Below are 20,650 nucleotides of genomic sequence, written 5' to 3'. Positions count from 1 at the left end.
ATAGGAGTAAAGAATTGTTATATCAATTTTTATATCCATTGAGTAAATATGTTAGCTGGTTCAATTTATTCAGATATATAACTGTACGATCTGCAATTGGTGCGTTATTATCTTTTTTAATAGGTGTTATTTTTTACCCTTCTTTAATAAAATTATTGAAACAAAAATTAATCGGACAGGTTGTAAGGGATGATGGGCCTAAAGAGCATTTAAAAAAAAGTGGTACCCCTACTATGGGTGGAATTTTAATGACTATATCATTAATTGTTTCAATGATTTTTGTAGGTAATTTTACAAATCCCTATACATATATTTTTATTATAGGTATAGTTTTATTTTCTGCAGTTGGTTATATTGATGATTATTTAAAGGTAGTTAAACAAAACCCAAAAGGGTTAATTGCAAAATATAAAATGGTCCTTTTAACTTTAATTTCCCTTTTTATTTCATTTCTATTTTATTATTTTACACCTGAAAAAGACAAAACAGTATTAACATCAATTTATATTCCGTTTATTAATTCTCCAATATTTAACCTATCTATATTTTATCTTCTTTTCTCAACCTTTGTTATGGTTGGAACTTCAAATGCTGTTAATTTAACTGATGGACTTGACGGATTAGCAGCTGGGTTAGTACTTATAGTTGGGTTTACTATGGCTATTTTTATTTATATATCTGGACATATACAGGTTGCTAATTATTTAAAAATACCATATTTGTTGTTTTCAGGGGAAGGTACAGTTGTTGTTGCATCGATGATTGGTGCTGTTGCATCATTTTTATGGTATAATGCTCATCCTGCTGAAATTTTTATGGGTGATACAGGTTCAATATTATTAGGTGGTTTAATTGGAATGTTTTCTATAATTTCAAAAACAGAGATTTTACTGGTTATAATTGGTGGTATGTTTGTAGCTACTGCAATGTCAGTAATGATACAGGTAATATATTTTAAATTAACCGGGAAAAGGGTATTTTTAATGGCTCCTTTGCATCATCATTTTGAATTAAAGGGATGGAAGGAGACTCAGGTTATTATCCGTTTCTGGATAATAGGTGGTATTTTAGCTTTAATTGCTTTAACTACTTTAAAGATTAGATAGTTTTAAAATTTTATATTATACTAATTACTTGATGGTTAATTTCTAAATAATACAGAATATATAAAATATATAATATAAAAAAATAAAATATATAATATAAAAAAATATAAAAATTTTTTTAAATATAAAATAAAAGTATATTTATGAAAAAAATAGATTTTGTTTTAATTATTTTAACTTTGCTTTTGATTACTCTGGGTTTTATAATGATATATTCAAGAACATTAAGTAAAATAATGTTAATTAAACAAACCATAGTTTTTTTTATTTCTCTTTTAGTTGGTATTTTTATATTTAAAATAGATATAAAAAACTTTATATATAAAAATATTACATTGATTATGGTATTAACTTTTGTTTTATTAATAATTCCAATAATTATTAACAGAATTATAAATGTTAATGGAACATCTAGATGGATATCTCTTGGATATTTTTCAATTCAACCATCTGAGTTTGCAAAATTTTCTATTGTAGTATTTTTTTCATACTGGTTTTCAAAAAAAGAAAATAGAATCTTTAATTTTTATGATGATTTAATAATCCCAATTCTTGTAACATTTATATTTTTAATTTTAATATATTATCAAAAAGATTTATCAACAGTTGTTTTGATTTTTTCTTTTGTATTATTTTCTTTGTATATTTCTCAAATTCCTTTGTTATATTTAGTTTATTTGTTTTTATTTTCTATATCAATTTTTTTAATTTTAGCTCTTATTTCTCCTTATAGAGCTAATAGAATTATTGCATATTTAATTCCTTTTAAACACCCAACTGATATTGGATATCAGGTTATTCAATCATTTAAAAGTATAGTTGGAGGTGGATTAAAAGGTAATGGTATAGGATTTTATAAAGCAACAAATTCTCTTCCTTTATCTTATTCTGATTATATTTTTTCTGCTATAGCTTATGATTTTGGATTTTTAGGTAGTTTTATTGTTATCTTATTGTACATATTATGGGGGATAAAAGTATATATTATTGCAGCTAATACCAATTCAAAATTTCATTTTTTATTAATTACTAATATTTTAATAATTATTATATTACAAACTATATTTAACATTTCTGTTGCTACTGGATTACTTCCCCCAACCGGTTTAACTTTACCTTTTATATCATATGGAGGATCATCTTTATTTATTAATCTTATTTTTGTTTCATTAATTTTAAAAACTTATTCAAAAGAGGGCTTATGAAATATGATATAAATGGAAAATATAGATATAGCTATATAAGAAGAAAAAACTCTAAAATAAAAAAGTTTTTTTTATATATTTTTCTTAGTTTGTTTATAGTTTTACTAATTACAATTATAACAAATAAAAATATTTATAAAAAATTATTTTATCCTCAAGAGATAACGATATCAGGGTTAACATATATTTCTGAAAATGATTTTATAGACAAATTTTCTTTAAATAATTTGTCAATATTTAATTTTTACAAAAAGAAATTGAAAGAAAAAATAAATTCTTTATACTTTGTTAAAGATTATAATCTAAAATATTCTTTTTTTAATAAAATAAAAATTATAATTATTGAAAAACCAATTTATTTTATATTATATGATCCTGATAGGGGGTTATTTTATAGAATAAGTAAAGATTATACTGTTTTGGGATATGCAAGTAATATAAATATTATTAATTATGTGATTTTATCTAAAAAGATAAATAAAATTTATAAACCAGGGGATAAAACAGAATTTAAAGTTGATTTTTTTAATAAAACAACATATTTTTCTAAAGAGGCAAGAATAATATCAGAGATAAAGGTTAACATAGATAAAATTGAAGCATTTTTTGTAGATACACCTTTTAGAGTTGAAATGGGTAATTTTATAGATAATAAGAAAATAAAAAATTTTTTATTATTAAGAAACTTAATTAAAAATCCAGAAAAGATAGATTTTGTTGATTTTTCTTTTCCTGATATCGGAAGAATAGTAGAAAAAGAAAAGGGAAGTTTTAATGGGTAAGGATAAAATTGTTGCATCATGTGATATTGGTTCAAGTAAAATATGTACTCTTATAGGTAAGATAGATGAAAACGATAATTTTTCTATTATTGGTTTAGGTGAAGATGAGTCAAAAGGTATAAAAAAGGGTGTTGTTGTTAATATTGAAACTACAACAAAAAATATTAAAAAAGCAACTTATGATGCTGAATTAATGTCTGGCCATGAAGTTGATTCAATAATTACTAATATTGGGGGTGAACATCTTTCAGGTATAAATTCAAGAGGTGTAGTGGCTGTATCTGGAAGAAATAATGAAATTAGCCATGATGATATTGCAAGAGTAATTGATGCAGCAAGAACTATTGTTGTTCCAAAAGGGAGAGAAATAATACATGTTTTAGAACAGGAATATATAGTAGATAATCAGGATGGAATTAAAGACCCTCTTGGAATGAGTGGAGTAAGGCTTGAAGCTACAGTTCATCTTGTAACAGCATCCTCAGCATTAATTAAAAATTTAAAAAATTCTATTTTAAGAGCTTCATACAATTTTGCAGACCTTGCTATTTCCTCTTTAGCTGCATCAGAAGCAGTTTTGTCTGATGATGAAAAAGAATTAGGTGTTTTGCTTGTTGATATTGGTGCTCAAACAACTGATATAATCTGTTTTTATAATAATTCTGTTTATTTTACCTATGTTATTCCAATGGGATCTTTCAATATTACAAAGGATATTGCTATACTTTTGAAAATACCAATAAAAGAAGCTGAAAAACTTAAAATAAATTCAGGGTATGCATTTCCTGATGATATTTCTGATGATGAAAAAATTGAAATTCCACAAATTGGGGCAAATCCTTCAAGACTGGAAAGTAAAAAATATCTTTCTGAAATTATTGAAGCAAGGCTTAAAGAGTTATTTGAAATAATTAATAATTTAATAAGAAAAAATAATTTGTCTGATTTTATCGCTTCTGGTATTGTTTTAACTGGTGGAGGAGCTAAACAAAAAGGGATAGAACAATTTTGTAATAAACACTTAGATTTCCCTGTAAGAGTTGGTAAACCATTTGGATTTAAAAGTGTTGATGATAGGATTTTTTCGCCAGAATATTCTGTTGCTGTTGGATTACTCAAACTGTTTTTAGATAGTGATGAAAATGAAAATGTATATGAGAATAAAAGTAATTTTTTAAATTTTATAAAAAAAATATTTAGATTATAAATAAAAATATTAAAAAAAGGTATAATTATAAAAAAATTTGAAAGGTATGTGAGATAGTTTTACTATAAAAAAGGTTTTACAAAATATTTAAATAGAATATAGCTTTTTATTTTAAAAATTGATATAATAAAATAAATTAAAATAAAATATGTAAAAAATACTATTAAATGTAATTATTTTTTTGTTGAAATTTATTTTTATAAAAATATATTATTGTAGTTAATGGATAAAATTTAATTATTTTTATTTTAATAAATATTTTAAGTATAATAGGGAGGGGATTATGTCAGGGGGAGAATTTTCTATTAATGTTGAAGAGATTGAGGATAATAGTTTACCGATTCCAAAAATAAAAGTAATTGGTGTTGGTGGTGCCGGGCAAAATGCTGTTAATCATATGATAGATGCAAATCTAGCAGATGTAGAATTCATTGCAATTAATACTGATAAACAGGCGTTATTAACTTCAAAAGCCAATCATAAAATTCAGATTGGAAATAAAATAACTAAAGGTTTAGGAGCTGGTGCTAACCCTGAAATTGGTGAAAAAGCTGCTGAGGAAGATCAAGCTAAAATTAGAGATCAAATTAAAGGTGCTGATCTAGTTTTTATTACTGCTGGAATGGGTGGAGGAACTGGAACAGGTGCTGCTCCTGTTGTTGCGAGGGTTGCAAGAGATCTCGGTTGTCTTACAATAGCTGTAGTTACAAAACCATTTAAACATGAAGGTAGAAACAAAATTAAGAAGTCTGAAGAAGGAATAAAAAAATTAAGACAATATGTTGATACTCTTATTGTAATCCCTAATGATAGAATTGGTGAGATTACCAGAACTTCAATTTCTTTGTTTAATGCTTTTGCAATGGCAGATGAGATATTAAAACATTCAGTACAGGGACTTGCTGATCTTTTAACAAAACATGGATATATTAATGTTGATTTTCAGGATGTTAAAACAGTTATGAAAAATTCAGGATATGCTTTGATGGGTATTGGTGAAGGAAATGGTGAAAATAGGGTAATGGAAGCTGTTACTAATGCTATATCAAATAATTTGATAGAAAATGCAACTATTGATGGTGCTAAATCAGCTATTGTTAATATAGAATGTGGTGATGATTTTCAAATGTCAGAGTATAATGAAGTTATGAATATGATATCACAAAAAATGGCTGATGATGCAATTATAATTCCTGGTGTAATTTATAATAATGATTTTAAAGAAAAAGAGATGATCAGGATTACAATAATTGCAACAGGTTTTTCTGAAAGAAAAGAAGAAGCAATTTCAAAAGAGATAGAAGGTGAATCTTTTAAAAATGAAAATGTAAATGATATATCTAATAAGAATCAGAAAATTATTCCATACAATGTATTTCAGGACCTTAAAAATAATTCAAATATTGATGACGATATACCTTCTTTTTTAAAAAGAAAAGCTAAAGAATCATAAACACATCAATTTATAATGAAAAAAAAGATTAGAGCAGGTTCTTTAAGAGATGAAATTATCTATAATGAAAAATTCATATATCCTTTAAGTTATAAAGGGAAAAATGTTGCCTTAATATATCCAAATACATACTATATTGCCTCATCAAATTTAGGATTTCAGACAATTTTAAAATTATTAAATAATATTGGTTTTACAATTAATAGGTATTTTATAAAAAATAAAAAAGTATTTTCACCTGATTCAAAGCTGTCATTATCAGAATATAATTTAATATTTGTTTCAATATCATATGAAAATGATTTTTTAAATTTAATCGACATATTAATAGCACATAATATTAATTTGTTTTCTTCTGAAAGAGATAGGCCTAAAATAATTATTGGTGGTGCAGCACCCACAATTAATCCTTTTTTATATGCATATATTGCTAATTATGTTTTTCTGGGTGAAGGTGAGGTAATTGATGAGTATGAAGATATTTTTAATAAATCAATAGAACATTTAATTCTTAAAAAAAATGATGAAGATAAAATTTTTTTAAAAAGAGGGTTTATTTATAGTAAAATAAATAAATTGACTAACAATAATAATTTTGGACATACAATTTATCTAACTTCTAACACTGTTTTTTCAAATTATTTTTTAGTTGAAATAACAAGGGGGTGTTTATATAATTGCCATTTTTGTAACTATAGTACAATTTCTCATCCATATAGGGTAATGAATATAGAAAATGTTTATAATTTAATATCTAAAGGATTGAAATACACAAACAATATTGGTTTAGTTTCTGCTGTCTTACCAGAATATAAATTTTTAGATAAAATATTTAAAAGATTTGGAAAAGATGTAAATTACCACTTTTCATCCCTAAGAGTTGATTCAATTGATGAAAATTTTTTCAAAATTATTCAAGAGTTTAATCTTCATTCATTAACATTAGCTCCAGAAACTGGGGATGATAAACTGCGTAAAAATATAGGGAAAAATTTTACAAATGAACAAATATTTAACCTTATAAGATTTGCTTTAAAAAATAATATAAATAAATTTAAATTTTATTTTATTCTTGGATTAGAAGAAAATGATGAAGATTATATAATAGAATTTTTTAAATTACTTAAATCAAAAATTAAAAAAAATATTAACATTATGATTTCAATCAATCCTTTAATTCCTAAACCAATGGCAATTTTGGGTAAAAATAAATATATGAGTGAAGATGTTTATAATAATAAATTAAAAATATTAAAAAAATCTTTATTTAAAATTGGTAGAATAAAAATTGAATTTCTTTCATATAAAGAAGGGTTAATACAATATATTCTATCAAATTATAGTAAAAAAATAATACCCGCATTAATAAAATATAATAAAAATAATAATAGGTTACTATTTTTAAAAGAGGTTAAAAATAGTATTTTTTAATAGACTTTTTTTAATAGTCTTCAGTCCAGAAAAAACCAATAGTATCATTTTTAATATCAAAATCAGTTATTTTTAATCCTTTATCATACAATTGCTTAATATAATTTTTGAGGTTATAAGAATTATTTGCAACCCAATCTATACCCCAGATTTTATCTTTTAAAGAATGACCTTTAATTTTCAAATACAAAATGTAATACTGCTCTTTATCATAACTAAATCCAACAGGGATGTAGTCTTTATTAATCTCATTTTCAATTATTGTACTAATATTAGAATTTTCATCATCTTTATATATTCCAAGTTTATAACTAATAAGAAAAATTGGTTTATCTAAATTAACAAAAAAAGTTGACAAAGTTCCTTCATAAACTGAAATTCCTAATGGGATAAAACCCTCTTTTATTTTTTTAGTATAAAGAGAATTAATTTCTTTTTCATTTAAAGTTGTGTTAAAAAGATTCCAATTAGTAATTTTACTATTTTTTACAAATGGATTGTATTTTGTAAAAAATATAGCAAACTGAAAACCATCAAAATCTATTCCACCAAAACTCCATCCATTTTCAATTCTAAGATTTATAAGTTTCTCTGTATCTTTATCTTGAAGATCATACCATTCAAACAACCATTTTATTTCTATTTTTGCGCTTACAAAAAGGACAAGGGATAAAATTAGTAAAGTGATTAAAAAACTTTTTTTATAATATCTATTTGTAGTTTCCATAAATTTCCTTTTAAATTATTTATCGTTATCATATAGAAAAAATTAATTTATAAATTTAGCCAATATTGTTAAAAATAAAATATTTTTTAAAATTCATTTATTCTTTTTTACAACTATAAACATAAGGTTACAAATCCATGAAACTTAAAAGTATAGATTTGTGATTATTAATAAAATGCAATAAATTGTCAAAAATTATTAATTTTTATTGACAAATTTGATAATTTAATTATAGTTAGTTAAAATATGTATAGGAGGTAATAAATGGCTCGAGAAAGGTGGGATAAGAGAGCTGCATTTGTTATGGCAGCAATTGGTTCAGCTATAGGATTAGGTAATGTATGGAGATTCCCATACATGGCTTATTCAAATGGTGGTGGTGCATTCTTTATTCCTTATCTTATAGCTTTGATTACTACAGGTGTTCCTCTGGTAGCACTGGAATATTACCTTGGTGTTAGATATCAAAAAGGACCAACTGAAGCTTATGGTTTTATTAGAAAAAAAGCTAATTATATTGGTTGGTTTGCTCTAGCTGTTGCAGCTATGATTACATTCTATTATACTGTAATAATGGGATGGGCATGGGATTATCTTTTCTATTCAATAGGTGTTAAATGGTCAGGTGGAAATGCTGGAGATTTCTTTTTTGGAAAAGTTTTGGGTTTAAGTAAAGGTATCAATCAACTTGGCGGTTTACAATGGGGTGTAGTTATAGGTAATTTGTTAACATGGATTTCTATTTACCTCATACTTTATAAAGGGGTTAAAGTTGTTGGTAAAGTTGTAAATTGGACTGTAGGTTTACCATGGGCATTGTTAGCAATTATTATAATTAGAGGTATTACATTAAAAGGTGCTGGTGTTGGTTTAGATTACTATTTAAGACCTAACTGGAGTATATTAACTAATGCAAAAGTATGGTTGGGAGCATATGGTCAGATTTTCTTTTCATTATCTCTTGGTTTTGGTGTAATGATTGCATATGCTTCATATTTACCAAAAGATTCTGATATTAATACAAATGCATGGGTTGTTTCATTTGCTAACTGTGCAACATCTTTTTTTGCAGGATTTGCTGTATTTTCTGTATTAGGTTATCTTGCTCAGGCTACTGGGCAACCTGTTGATAAAGTTGCAGGTGCTGGTGTTGGTTTAGCATTTGTTACTTTTCCAACAGCTATTGCTAAATTACCAGGTGGAATTTGGGTTCAATCAATTTTTGGTATTTTCTTTTTCTTTATGTTATTAACTTTAGGAATTGACTCAGCTTTTTCATTAGTTGAAGCAATAGTTACAGGATTGAAAGACTCTTTTAATGTAAAAAGAGAAAAAGCTTTATTATGGGTTGTTGTAATTGGTTTTGTTATTGGATTACTTTATTCAACTAAAGCTGGTTTATATTATCTTGATGTTGTTGACCACTGGATGAACTGGGGTCTTGTTATTGTAGGGTTATTGGAGGCTCTACTCATTGGCTGGTTCTATGATATTAATAAAGTATCTAAGGATATTGATTCAACTTCTGAAATAAAACTTGGTAAATTCTGGGTATTTACAGTTAAATGGTTATCACCAATTATTTTAATAATTGTTATAGTTTCAAGTATTGTAGAAGAAGTTAAAAATCCATATGGTGGATATCCAATGTGGGCTCTTATGGTACTAGGCTGGATATTAATGATTTCATTGTTATTCTTATCTATCTTAATGCAGGATAGAAATGATATGCCAAAAATTAACAATAAATTTGGTAGATTCATTGGATGGGCTATAATTTATGTTGGTATGATCATAGCATTCTATCTATTCTATAATGCTACAATGAGATTATGGGCTTCTTTAATTTTAGTAGGTTCAGTTCTTATTGGTGGATTAATTGTTAATGCTATGAGAAAAAACAAAGCACAAAGTGCTTAAGTTATAAGGAGGGTATTATGAGTACAGGAGCTATTATAATGGCAATAGTTGGGTTCATTATCCTCTTTGGTGGTGCATTTTATGGTGTATCAAAAATGAAAAACGAGGATACAAATAGAGAATAAAATTATTACTCTATTCAATTATAAAATTATCTATAGTTGAACTATATAATTAATTTGATCTCAACAAAAAAAGGGGGAATTTTCCCCCCTTTTTTAATTTAACTATAATTTAGCAATAATATTAAATTGCTTAATTGATAAAAAACTAGAATAGCTTTTCAATTTTATCATTAATTTCATTTTTTAATTTTTCATATTTTTTATCTTTAAACATTAACGCTTTCATATTAGCTTTATAACTTTCTACTCCTGGTTGATTAAATGGATTTATACCTAATAAATAACCAGAAATACCACATGAAAACATGAAAAACAACATTAATTTAGTAAAGGTTGAAAGAGTGTAATTTGTCAGATTTAGTATAATTATAGGGACATCCCCATTAGAATGTGCAATTGTAGTAGAATAAAAAGCAATTTTTTGAATTTCTGAGATTGGTTTATGAGCAACATCATTAAAATTATCAAAATTGTCTTTATCTTCAGGAATTATAAAATCCTCATCATATTTATTAATATTTAAAACTGTTTCAAATAAAATTCTCTCACCTTCTTGAAGGTATTGACCTATGGAATGCAAATCAGTAGTAAATACAGCACCAGAGGGCATTAATCCAACTTTATCTTTGCCTTCAGATTCTCCAAAAAGTTGTTTCCACCATTCAATAATATATCTTAGAGGTTCATCATAAGTAATAAGATATTCAGTTTTATATTTTTTATGTTTATAAAGATAGTATCTTAAACTGGCATATTTAATAGCAATATTTGAATCATCATTATTTTTTAATTCACCAATATAAGAAACAATAGTTTTATAAATTATGTTGATATCGTGTCCAGCTGCAGCTAATGGGAGTAATCCAACTGGTGTGAAAACAGAAAATCTTCCTCCAATATTGTCTGGTATTATAAATTTTTTTATATTGTATTTTTCACATGTTTTTACTAATGCACCTTTTTGCTTATCAGTGACTGCAACAATTCTATCTGATAATTTTTCGATACCATACTTTTCGATCAGTTTTTCTTTAAATAATCTAAAAATTATAGAAGTTTCAGTAGTTGTTCCAGATTTTGAAATAACAATTATCGAAAAGTCTTTATTTTCTATAGTTTTAAATAATTTTTTAATTTGATAAGGTGATATATTATTACCTGCAAATATTACTTTTTCATTACCTGGAAATGAATCAAGTAAAGCTTTAGCTCCTAAATAAGAACCACCTATCCCAATAGAAATTATATAATCAGAAATAGAGGATAATTTTTTAGCTGTTCCATTAATTTCATCAATTAATTTCTGGTTTAATACTTTTTCATAATCTACCCAGCCAGTAAATTCATTCCCAATTCCTGAATGAGTTGTTAATTTATTTAAAGCGATTTTAGCATTTTCAATAATTTTTGAATATTCTAATTTATTGATATATTGGTCTAAAAAATTTGTATTTATAGTTATCATAATATTCCCCTAAATTTGAGAAAATTTAAACTTTTTTTGGTAAATCTTTTCCAAATAGCTCTTTAATTGAACCAATTGAACCCAATATACCAGATGCTTCATAAGGAAGATAAATGATTTTATTATCTTTTCCACTGGATATGGTTTCAAGAGTATTCATATATTTTAAAGCAATTAAATAAGTTCCTGGGTCTGTTTTTGTTTTAGAAATTGCTTCACTGATTTTATTGATTGCAATTGCTTCAGCTTCAGCTATTGCAATCTTAGCTTGTGCTTCACCTTCAGCCTGTAAAATTTTAGCCTGTTTTTCACCATCAGCTCTATTAATTGCTGATTGTTTAACTCCTTCAGATTCAAGAATTTTGGATTGCTTCTGCCCTTCAGCTTGTAAAATTGCAGCCCTTCTATCCCTTTCAGCTCTCATCTGTTTTTCCATTGCATCTTTGATATCTTTTGGTGGATTGATATCCTGTATTTCAACTCTATTAACTTTAACTCCCCATTTGTCAGTAGCTTCATCTAATATTTGTCTTAATTTATTATTAATTTTATCTCTTGAAGAAAGAGTTTCATCAAGATCCATTTCACCAATAACATTTCTCAATGTAGTTTTAGTTAATTTTTCCATTGCGTCAGGTAAATTTGCAATTTCATAAACAGATTTAACAGGATCTGTGATTTGATAATATAGAATTGCATCAATTTCAATAACAACATTATCTCTGGTTATAACATTTTGTTTTGGGAAATCATAAACATTTTCTCTTAAATCAATATTAGTAACAGTTGTTCTTTGAACTACTATCTGTCCACCAGGTAATTTTTTAACTCTATTCCAGACTGTAGCTCTAGGTTTATCAAGTATAGGAATAATTATATTAACACCACTTTTTAAAACCTTGTGAAATTTACCTAATCTTTCAATAATAATAACCTGTGCCTGGGGAACAATTCTAATACCTCTAATAACAACAATTAGTACAAATAAAACAATTGCTCCAATAATTATTGAAAAAGAACTTAAACTCATAAAAACCTCCTAAAAATTTTGTACTTTTTTAAATTTATATTTTATATAGTTATATAAAAATACTTTATATTTTTTTCATAGTTAATCTTTTTTGACAATAACTTTTGCTCCATCAACTTTAACTACTTTTACAATTTCACCAATTTCAATAATTGAATCATCTTCAGAAATAGCTTTCCAATTCTCACCACCAATTTTTACTCTTCCTGTGAATTCAATGTTATTAATTTTTTCAATAACTTTTGCTTCTTTTCCAATTAGAGCATCAACATTGGTTTTTACATTGGAGGAGGATTTATAAAGAGTTTTTATAACAATAGGTCTTAACCATAAAAAGACAATAAAAGAAGATATTGCAAATAATAATAACTCAATATAAATGTTATGGTAAAAAAAAGCTAGAATACCAGCTAAAAGAGCCCCAATACCAAATGTTGCAATAGTAAATCCAGGTATAAATATCTCTAAAATTAAAAGTATAATAGCTCCAGTTATCCATACAACCCATACTTGCATAAAAACCTCCATAAACTAAAATGTAAAAACAAACAACTATTTTGTTATAATTTAAACATATAATAGATTATTGAATAATGATGTCAAGTTAAATTCCTTTTTGTTAATAATAAAATTGAAATTTATTTGTTAATAATAAAATTGAAATTATAAAGATATTTAAAAAATAAGAAATAATTCTATCATTGTTAAAATTTTTTTCATTAGGTTAGTTATGTAATTTTATTGTTATATCCATTATAACATTAAACAAAAATAAATATTTTATCTTTTATGTCTTTGACAACTAACAATCACTCAAAAAATTTTAACAATGATAGATATATAACTTTTAATAATTTAATTAAATACAACAATTTCAATTTTATCATTAACTGCACCAACCACGGAAAATAATTTATTCTTTTTTATCTTCGACAACTACAATCCAGTCGAAAAATTTCAATTATGATATAAATATTGTTTTTCTTTATTAAATCAACAAAAATAATTTCTAATTTTATCATTAACTTCACCAGCCACGAAAAAATATTTTCTTTTTTGCTTTTGGTAAGTGACAAAAACTAATAAAAAATATAAGCTTAACTTTTAAAAAAGTTTACATCCCTTCAAAAATAATAAGTATAAAAAATGCAAAACATAAAATAATAGTTTATTTTTTAATATTAATTTGGAAAAATTATCAAATTTTATTGATTTTTAATTTAAAAAAAGGTTTTATTAAATTAAAGTTTGAACAATATTATTAACGGTCCCATATATTTTTGATTTAATTATATATTTAGAATTTTTGTATTAGTAATTCAACTTTTAAAATATGAATTTATTCATATATTAAAATATCTTTGTTTAGCATTCTAGTATTTATTCATACATTAATGCTTCAACAGGATTTAATTCTGCAGCTTTTTTTGCAGGATAAAAGCCAAAGAAAGTTCCAATAAAAAGAGAAAAAATTATAGCAATTAATAAAGCTTGTATGTTAATAACATATTCCCATTTAAAAATTTTATCCAATATATATGTAATTCCAATACCAAAAAATAGCCCTATAATTCCACCAATACCAGAAATTAAAGAAGATTCTATTAAAAATTGAGAAAATATATAACTTTTTTTTGCACCAATTGCTTTTCTTATACCAATTTCTTTTGTTCTTTCAGTAACAGAAACCAGCATTATATTCATGATTCCTATACCACCAACAATTAATGAAATTGCAGCAATGCCACCTAAAAAAAGGTTTAATGTTTTTGTTACTTCATTGTATGTTGCAAGAAGTTCTGCTTGAGAAATTATAACATAATATAAATCAGTTTCATCATTGGGTAAATGAGCTATTTTTTTTAATAGAATGTCAAGTGATTCAGTTACTAGTTCTGAATCTTCAGGATTATCTATTAAAAGAATTAATTGATTTACATTTTTTATATTCTGAATTTTGTGTTTATAAGTTTGTATAGGTATATATATATCCTGATCAAAATATGATATTAAACTTCTTGTTTTACTCTCCATAACTCCAATAACTTTAAAAGTAAATATTTTATGGTTAACATAAACAGATATTTTTTTATTTATTGGATCTTCTTTGCCAAAAAGGGTAGAAGCAACTTCACTACCAATTACAACATTCATTTTATTGTCATCATCTTTTGTTAGAAATCGCCCTTTTATTGCATAGTAGTTATTAATTTCAGCCCATGAACTATCTGTTGCTTTTAATGTAAATGAATCAGAATTATTTTTATATTTTGCATAAACATTTTTTGATAAGTTAATTATAATATTTGAAATACCAGGAATATTTTCTTTTATAGTATTTTTTAAATCAAAGGTAAAGTATTTTTTATAAAGTAATCTTGTTTTTGAGTTTTTAGGTTTTGCAAATAGCATAATGTTAGATGTACCTATACTTTCTATCTGGCTTTTAATTCCATAAGTTGCAGATTGACCTAAAGAAGTGACTGCTATTACAGATGCTATACCTATAATAATTCCCAACATAGAAAGAAAAGTTCTTGATTTATTACCAATAACTGATTGAAATCCTATTATAAAATTATCAACAAAGATGAACCAGGAAGCTTTTATTCGTTTTAATATACTGATTTTATTTTGTTTGATTAATTTCAATTTTTTCAATTTTTCCATCCTTAATATGAATTATTTTTTTTGCATAATTTGCAATATCATTTTCATGAGTGACAATAATAACAGTTTTCCCTTCTTGATTGAGTTTAGTAAATAATTCCATTATCTCTTTTGAAGTTTCTGTATCTAATGCACCAGTTGGTTCATCAGCTAAAATGATTTTTGGATTAGTTACTAGAGCCCTTGCAATTGCAACTCTTTGTCTTTGTCCACCTGATAATTCAAGAGGTTTTGAATAAAATTTATCTGCAAGTCCAACTTTTTCAAGCATTGCTTTGGCAATTGTTATCCTTTTGTTTCTGTCAATACCCTGATAAATCAATGGAGTTATAACATTATGAAGACAATTAAGTTTATTAATTAGGTTAAATGCCTGGAAAACAAAACCAATTTTTTGATTTCTAATAATTGCTAAAAAGTTATCATCCGCTTTGGAAACATCTGTGTTTTCAATATATATTTTTCCCTGAGTTGGTATATCAAGACACCCAATTAAATGCATTAAAGTTGATTTACCTGAACCTGAATGACCCATTATAGAAATAAATTCTCCATCTTCTATTTCAAGGTCTATACCACGTAAAGCATGCACTTTTACTTTTCCAGTATCATATATCTTTACTAGGTTTTCTATTTTTACAATTTTGTTATCTTTTATATTTTTTATCATATTCTTTAACCTGTTTTATTCTTTAAAAACTATTTTTAAAGAATAAATCTATTTTTTAGATTTTGTAACTTTTTAAATATTATCATTTTTATAATATTATAATTTTAATTTTTGTAATTTAAGATTATTATTTCCCTTTTGAAGGAGGCGGAGGTCTTCTTTTTAATGGATTAAATCCTTTTTTAAATTTGTCTAATTTTTTATAATTAAGTATATTTAAAAATAGAATTATATCTCCTTCTTTTAATCCATCTACAACTTCATAGTATTTTTCTCCTATATCACCTATTTTGATATAGGTTTTTATTATTTTATTATTATCAATTTTAGCAACATAATATCCTTTTTCATCTTTATTTACAGAAGTAATTGGAATAACAATTTTATCTGTTTTTTTACCATAATATATTTTTCCAGAAAATGTGAATCCTGGATTTATCTCTTCGGGTAACTTATCAAATTTAATTTCAACAGGATAACTTACAACTCCATCAACTATCTGAAAATTTTTATAAATTTTATCAATCTTTCCATAATATTTTTTACTTTCATTATAAGAAAATTTTACTTCTACTAAATTACCAACTTTTAGTTTTCTTATTTCTGTTTCATCTATCCATATTTTTGAAATTAAATATGAAAGGTCATAAATTTGTCCTATAGAATGTCCAGCAGATATAACATCATTTTCATCTACATCTAAACTTGCAATATATCCAGAAAAAGGAGCTTTTAAATAAGCTTCCTCAAGTTGTTGTTCATAGATACTCTTTTGTTTTTTTAAAATTTCAATATCAAGGTTTGAACTACCATTTACGATTGCATTATCAATGTCTTTTTCTATTTGCAATATATTTAATTCAATACTGGAAGTATCAAGTTTTGCAATTAATTGATCTTTTTTTACATTATCACCTTCTTCAACATATATTTTTTCAATTTTACCACTTATTGGGAAAAATAGATTTTTAATTTCTTTAGGTTCAACTTCATCATCAACTTCAATATAATCTGGTATACTATTCTTAGAAACAGTATATTTTTTTGCTTTTTTTATAATTAATTCATTGAATCTAGCTGTTTTTTTGTTTTCATTAACTTTTTTTAAATATGTAAATACAAAAAAAGCTATTAAAAGGATAACAAGAATAATTAAAACAATCTTTACCCATTTTTTAATTTTCATATTTAGTTCCTTATATTTTTAATACTAAATTGATTATCAAAAATAATAATTAATTATCTAAAATAATATTAGACAACTTAAATACTCTCCATTTTTTTAATAATTTAATCTTTTTAACAAGTTTAATTTGTTAAACAAAATAATATTTTTTAAAACAAACATGGTTAAAATAATTTAAAATACTAATTTTCAATAGTTTTAATGAATTTTATTTTATAAAATTTAAATACCAATTTAATTCAATTATAGAGTAATAAAATTGTAAATAATAGTTATTTATTTGTATTTTATACAATTCATTTTGTTTTTTTAATCTATTAATCTCATATTCACCAAAAATTGAAACTTTTTTACTTTTTTCATTTAACTCAATTGTTGATGAATCTAAATTATTTTTTGTATGAATTATGTTATTTTTTATGGATATAATATTTTCAACTATATTTAAATATGTTTCATAAATAGAGTTATATTTTTTTAAAAGATCATTTTCATCTGAATTTATATTTATTTTATCAATTTCATTTTGAATCTTGTTTTTTTTATTTTTATTCAGGTCAAATGAATAATTTATTAAAAATGATATAGAATGAGATATATCATTATCTTTATCAAAATTAGATGATAGTATGTTATTTAAATTCAAATTATAATTTAAAGAAAAACTAATATTGGGAATTTTATCTGACAATGTTATTTGATTATTTAATTTATCAATTTCAATATAATTTTTTGAAATTTTAATATCATCATAATTTTTTATATATTCTTTAAATGATTCAAAATCAATAAATCTTATATTATTGCTATATTGTTTATAATAGAGAATAGCTTTTTCTAAAATACTTTCTATTATTTTATCAATATTAATTTTTAAATTTAATAAATTATTAATTTTAATGTTAATGTTTTTTAATTTTTGTTTTTCATAATTTATAAGGTTTTGTAAATTAATAATTTTATTATATTGATTCTTATAATTATATGAATCTTTGCTATATCTGTTTTTTATCAAATTTAAGTTATTTTGCTCAATATATAAATTGTAATCATTTGTTTTAATTAAAAGATAGGTATTATAATAACTTTCAAGAAGAGTTAAAAATTGAGCATAAATACTTTTTTTAAGTGAATCAAGTTGAAGTTCAAGATTTTCCAGAGTTTTTTCCATTATTGTTAAATTTATTATGTAGTTATTTGAAAGAAATTGTTTTAAAGAAAAATCTATACCTATACTAAAGGTATTACTGAAATTAGGATTGTCAGATAAATCAAGATTAGTATCATAATAATTAAGAGAAAAATTATTATTCAAATTAAAGGAAGCGCCATTAAAATAATTTCCTGGATTAATTGTAATTGCTTGAATTAATGATAATGTTTCATGACTATCATATGGAAAGGTTGTTGAAGAATTATTATCAAGTGATGATGAAATTTTATTCATTGTAAAATTTATGTTAAAACCATTGTTTAGTTTGTATAACTCTATTTGTTTTTTTTGTTTTTCAATTTCTAAATTTAAATTTATAATATCTATATTATTTTTAGTTATTTGATTTATATCGAAAGGGAAATCAAGATCATTGTTTTCTTGAGCTAATACTAAATGGATATTTAAAAAAGTTAAAATAATTAAAAAATAAAACAAAAATAATTTGTATCTGGAGAAAGTGTAATGATTTATAATAATTTTATTCATTTTTTAACCTCATATATATTTGTTTTACTTATTATAATTATTAAAAGATTTTTACAATTTATATTTTAATCTTTTTTACATTAAAAACTATTTGCAAAATAGAACTATTAAGATATTTTAAAATATATAAATATAAAATTATTTTCTATTTAATTAATTTTTTTTTAATTATTTTTATTTAATTAAAGAAAAATAATTAATACATATAAATAACTTTCAATAATAACTTTTAAAAAAATATTCTTTATAAATTTGAAGAATTTGTGAAGAAAATATGAATTTATTAAGAAATTAAAAAAAAATGGGAAAGTTAAAAATAAGATAATTAAATTTTACTAAATAAAAAGTTCAAAAAAAGAAAAAATAAATTTGTAATAAAGTGTTGATTAAAAATTTATTTAAAATAAATGAAACTTTTTGGATCTTATATGATATTAATAAAGGGTGTTAGAAATGGAAAACTCTACTAAATAGAAGGAATTCATTATCAAAATTGTTTAAATTCTAAATATTTGTGATAATTATATACATATATATAATATATATGTAATATATTTATATATAAAAAACAAAAGAGTAGTAGTTAATATTTAATTAATGGATTATTGCTAAAAATAAAAATATATTTATTTTTAATTCAGGGATAAGAAATATGAAAATAGAATTAAGTAAATTAGAAACACAGTTTATAAAAACATGGTTTTCGTATGAGTCTGATGGCCATTTCGGGGATGGTGCTTTTGCAATTGGAGAAGAATCAAGTATTTTACAAAAAATTAAAATTGATAATAACATAAATAGTGTTGTCTGCGATTTTAATTTAACTGAATTAGAAATTTTAAAAAACTGGTCATCTCATAATCATGGTGTTTATGAAGAGTTAAAGTTGAAACACAGAATTGAGATTGCTTATGAAATTGAAAAAAGAAATTTTGTAAGAGAAATTAAAAAAAATAATGGTTAAAAGAAATAAAAAAGATAAATATAATAAATATAAAATACTACATTTTGATTCAATAGATTCAACAAATACCTTTGTTTTAAAAAATTATAAAAATTTAAATAACTTTGATGCTATTGTTTCTGATATACAAACTAATGGAAGAGGTAGAAGGGAAAATAAATGGAATTCTCATGATTCAAAAAATATCTATTTAACATTGGTCATTAAACCAGACGAAAAAATTAATTATTCAGTTGCAGAACTTTCCCAGGTTGTAGCTTTATCTGTCTATGATGCTACTATTGATTATTTAAATAATTATCTAAGACAGATTTTAAACCACAAAAAAGATAGTAAATTTAACAATGATAATAATAATAAAGAAAAAAAATTAAAGAACATTAAGCTGGATAGTATAAATATAAATAAAGCAAATAAAATTAAAAGGGTAGTTGATTCTTTAAAGATTAAATGGCCTAATGATATATTGATTGGTGATAAAAAATTATCTGGAATATTAATAGAAACAGTTTTTAAAAATAACTCTTTTGAAGTTATTGCAATTGGTATTGGTTTTAACTTAAATAGTGATCAAGAGTTTTTAAAAACAATTAATAAAAAAGCAACTAGTCTTTTTATTGAAATAGGGACATATGTAGAAAAAGAACAATTTATAAATAATTTAATAAATTATATAATTAATTATTATGAATTGTGGAAAATTCAAGGGTTTAAGCATTTTTTTGATAAATGGGTTAATATAATTGAACTTAAAGATAAAGACATATATATAAATTTAAATGATGAAAACAATAATAAAGTTGTTCTTTGTACTGTCAAAGAGATTTTACCAGATTTTAAAATTAAAGTTATAAAAAAGAATACAATAATGTCAGAAAAAGTTTCTTTAAAAGAATATATTGTAGATTTAACTCAAGTTGTAATAAGATGAATTTCAATTATAAAAAAACTTATTTAAATAAAGTTTTGATTTAGATAAAATCTAAACCAAAGAATTATAAACTTTC

At 23.7% G+C, this 20,650-nt stretch carries 18 protein-coding genes; 10 read left to right on the top strand and 8 right to left on the bottom strand.

Features of this window, described 5'->3' with window-relative positions; translation table 11 throughout:
- Positions 1 to 14 precede the first annotated feature (14 nt).
- From mraY to ACZ5EC_RS04800, 6 genes are all read left to right on the top strand, one after another.
- Positions 15 to 1,106 (top strand): phospho-N-acetylmuramoyl-pentapeptide-transferase, encoded by a 1,092-nt coding sequence (gene mraY, locus ACZ5EC_RS04825; protein ID WP_464303826.1) that lies wholly within the window; start codon positions 15 to 17, stop codon positions 1,104 to 1,106.
- 143 nt (positions 1,107 to 1,249) lie between these two features.
- On the top strand, positions 1,250 to 2,311 hold the full coding sequence (locus tag ACZ5EC_RS04820) for an FtsW/RodA/SpoVE family cell cycle protein (RefSeq protein WP_464303825.1): 1,062 nt from the start codon (positions 1,250 to 1,252) through the stop codon (positions 2,309 to 2,311).
- Positions 2,308 to 3,093 carry an FtsQ-type POTRA domain-containing protein gene (locus ACZ5EC_RS04815; RefSeq protein ID WP_464303824.1) on the top strand — a complete coding sequence of 262 codons (786 nt, stop codon included), beginning with the start codon at positions 2,308 to 2,310 and terminating at the stop codon, positions 3,091 to 3,093. The genes ACZ5EC_RS04820 and ACZ5EC_RS04815 overlap by 4 nt, the downstream gene beginning before the upstream one ends.
- The gene (ftsA, locus tag ACZ5EC_RS04810; protein ID WP_464303823.1) at positions 3,086 to 4,300 is read left to right on the top strand and encodes a cell division protein FtsA; all 1,215 of its coding nucleotides are present in this window, start codon (positions 3,086 to 3,088) and stop codon (positions 4,298 to 4,300) included. The genes ACZ5EC_RS04815 and ftsA overlap by 8 nt, the downstream gene beginning before the upstream one ends.
- 283 nt (positions 4,301 to 4,583) lie before the next feature.
- Positions 4,584 to 5,753, top strand: coding sequence for a cell division protein FtsZ (ftsZ, locus tag ACZ5EC_RS04805; RefSeq protein ID WP_464303822.1), 1,170 nt, complete (start codon positions 4,584 to 4,586; stop codon positions 5,751 to 5,753).
- A 15-nt stretch (positions 5,754 to 5,768) separates the two neighbouring features.
- Positions 5,769 to 7,184, top strand: coding sequence for a B12-binding domain-containing radical SAM protein (locus ACZ5EC_RS04800; protein ID WP_464303821.1), 1,416 nt, complete (start codon positions 5,769 to 5,771; stop codon positions 7,182 to 7,184).
- A gap of 10 nt (positions 7,185 to 7,194) precedes the next feature.
- On the opposite strand, the gene ACZ5EC_RS04795 is transcribed toward ACZ5EC_RS04800, so the two are convergent.
- Positions 7,195 to 7,911 carry a hypothetical protein gene (locus tag ACZ5EC_RS04795; RefSeq protein WP_464303820.1) on the bottom strand — a complete coding sequence of 239 codons (717 nt, stop codon included), beginning with the start codon at positions 7,909 to 7,911 and terminating at the stop codon, positions 7,195 to 7,197.
- Positions 7,912 to 8,175: 264 nt separating this feature from the next.
- Here ACZ5EC_RS04795 and ACZ5EC_RS04790 point away from each other — a divergent pair, with 264 nt between their 5' ends.
- Positions 8,176 to 9,831, top strand: a complete 1,656-nt coding sequence (locus tag ACZ5EC_RS04790; protein ID WP_464303819.1) for a sodium-dependent transporter — start codon at positions 8,176 to 8,178, stop codon at positions 9,829 to 9,831.
- Between the two features lie 17 nt (positions 9,832 to 9,848).
- A complete protein-coding gene (locus tag ACZ5EC_RS04785; protein WP_464303818.1) occupies positions 9,849 to 9,956 on the top strand; it encodes a MetS family NSS transporter small subunit in 108 nt (35 codons plus the stop codon).
- Between the two features lie 145 nt (positions 9,957 to 10,101).
- Here ACZ5EC_RS04785 and ACZ5EC_RS04780 read toward each other — a convergent pair whose 3' ends face one another.
- From ACZ5EC_RS04780 to ACZ5EC_RS04750, 7 genes are all read right to left on the bottom strand, one after another.
- The gene (locus ACZ5EC_RS04780; protein ID WP_464303817.1) at positions 10,102 to 11,421 is read right to left on the bottom strand and encodes a glucose-6-phosphate isomerase; all 1,320 of its coding nucleotides are present in this window, start codon (positions 11,419 to 11,421) and stop codon (positions 10,102 to 10,104) included.
- A 25-nt stretch (positions 11,422 to 11,446) separates the two neighbouring features.
- Entirely contained in the window at positions 11,447 to 12,451 is a 1,005-nt protein-coding gene (locus ACZ5EC_RS04775; RefSeq protein WP_464303816.1) for an SPFH domain-containing protein, read from the bottom strand.
- 81 nt (positions 12,452 to 12,532) lie between these two features.
- Positions 12,533 to 12,967, bottom strand: a complete 435-nt coding sequence (locus ACZ5EC_RS04770) for an NfeD family protein (RefSeq protein WP_464303815.1) — start codon at positions 12,965 to 12,967, stop codon at positions 12,533 to 12,535.
- 864 nt (positions 12,968 to 13,831) lie between these two features.
- Positions 13,832 to 15,112 (bottom strand): ABC transporter permease, encoded by a 1,281-nt coding sequence (locus ACZ5EC_RS04765; protein ID WP_464303814.1) that lies wholly within the window; start codon positions 15,110 to 15,112, stop codon positions 13,832 to 13,834.
- Positions 15,081 to 15,791: an ABC transporter ATP-binding protein gene (locus ACZ5EC_RS04760; RefSeq protein WP_464303813.1), complete on the bottom strand. Its 711-nt coding sequence runs from the start codon at positions 15,789 to 15,791 to the stop codon at positions 15,081 to 15,083. Before ACZ5EC_RS04760 ends, ACZ5EC_RS04765 begins: the two co-directional genes overlap by 32 nt.
- Before the next feature lie 127 nt (positions 15,792 to 15,918).
- Positions 15,919 to 16,977, bottom strand: coding sequence for an efflux RND transporter periplasmic adaptor subunit (locus ACZ5EC_RS04755; protein ID WP_464303812.1), 1,059 nt, complete (start codon positions 16,975 to 16,977; stop codon positions 15,919 to 15,921).
- Between the two features lie 208 nt (positions 16,978 to 17,185).
- Positions 17,186 to 18,679 carry a hypothetical protein gene (locus tag ACZ5EC_RS04750; protein WP_464303811.1) on the bottom strand — a complete coding sequence of 498 codons (1,494 nt, stop codon included), beginning with the start codon at positions 18,677 to 18,679 and terminating at the stop codon, positions 17,186 to 17,188.
- Positions 18,680 to 19,331: 652 nt separating this feature from the next.
- Between ACZ5EC_RS04750 and ACZ5EC_RS04745 the strand changes: the two genes are divergently transcribed.
- Both ACZ5EC_RS04745 and ACZ5EC_RS04740 read left to right on the top strand, forming a co-directional pair.
- On the top strand, positions 19,332 to 19,643 hold the full coding sequence (locus tag ACZ5EC_RS04745; RefSeq protein WP_464303810.1) for a hypothetical protein: 312 nt from the start codon (positions 19,332 to 19,334) through the stop codon (positions 19,641 to 19,643).
- Complete coding sequence (locus tag ACZ5EC_RS04740; RefSeq protein ID WP_464303809.1) at positions 19,636 to 20,574, top strand: biotin--[acetyl-CoA-carboxylase] ligase; 939 nt, start codon at positions 19,636 to 19,638, stop codon at positions 20,572 to 20,574. Before ACZ5EC_RS04745 ends, ACZ5EC_RS04740 begins: the two co-directional genes overlap by 8 nt.
- Positions 20,575 to 20,650: the final 76 nt, after the last annotated feature.

Source organism: Exilispira thermophila (assembly GCF_055389015.1).
This window is presented reverse-complemented; position numbering and strand designations above follow the sequence as displayed.

Excerpts from the sequence above, each read along its gene's own strand:
- ACZ5EC_RS04820 (WP_464303825.1), top strand. The coding sequence starts at position 1,250 with ATGAAAAAAATAGATTTTGTTTTAATTATTTTAACTTTGCTTTTGATT.
- ACZ5EC_RS04815 (WP_464303824.1), top strand. The coding sequence starts at position 2,308 with ATGAAATATGATATAAATGGAAAATATAGATATAGCTATATAAGAAGA.
- ftsA (WP_464303823.1), top strand. The coding sequence starts at position 3,086 with ATGGGTAAGGATAAAATTGTTGCATCATGTGATATTGGTTCAAGTAAA.
- ftsZ (WP_464303822.1), top strand. The coding sequence starts at position 4,584 with ATGTCAGGGGGAGAATTTTCTATTAATGTTGAAGAGATTGAGGATAAT.
- ACZ5EC_RS04800 (WP_464303821.1), top strand. The coding sequence starts at position 5,769 with ATGAAAAAAAAGATTAGAGCAGGTTCTTTAAGAGATGAAATTATCTAT.
- ACZ5EC_RS04795 (WP_464303820.1), bottom strand. The coding sequence starts at position 7,911 with ATGGAAACTACAAATAGATATTATAAAAAAAGTTTTTTAATCACTTTA.
- ACZ5EC_RS04790 (WP_464303819.1), top strand. The coding sequence starts at position 8,176 with ATGGCTCGAGAAAGGTGGGATAAGAGAGCTGCATTTGTTATGGCAGCA.
- ACZ5EC_RS04785 (WP_464303818.1), top strand. The coding sequence starts at position 9,849 with ATGAGTACAGGAGCTATTATAATGGCAATAGTTGGGTTCATTATCCTC.
- ACZ5EC_RS04780 (WP_464303817.1), bottom strand. The coding sequence starts at position 11,421 with ATGATAACTATAAATACAAATTTTTTAGACCAATATATCAATAAATTA.
- ACZ5EC_RS04775 (WP_464303816.1), bottom strand. The coding sequence starts at position 12,451 with ATGAGTTTAAGTTCTTTTTCAATAATTATTGGAGCAATTGTTTTATTT.
- ACZ5EC_RS04770 (WP_464303815.1), bottom strand. The coding sequence starts at position 12,967 with ATGCAAGTATGGGTTGTATGGATAACTGGAGCTATTATACTTTTAATT.
- ACZ5EC_RS04760 (WP_464303813.1), bottom strand. The coding sequence starts at position 15,791 with ATGATAAAAAATATAAAAGATAACAAAATTGTAAAAATAGAAAACCTA.
- ACZ5EC_RS04755 (WP_464303812.1), bottom strand. The coding sequence starts at position 16,977 with ATGAAAATTAAAAAATGGGTAAAGATTGTTTTAATTATTCTTGTTATC.
- ACZ5EC_RS04750 (WP_464303811.1), bottom strand. The coding sequence starts at position 18,679 with ATGAATAAAATTATTATAAATCATTACACTTTCTCCAGATACAAATTA.
- ACZ5EC_RS04745 (WP_464303810.1), top strand. The coding sequence starts at position 19,332 with ATGAAAATAGAATTAAGTAAATTAGAAACACAGTTTATAAAAACATGG.
- ACZ5EC_RS04740 (WP_464303809.1), top strand. The coding sequence starts at position 19,636 with ATGGTTAAAAGAAATAAAAAAGATAAATATAATAAATATAAAATACTA.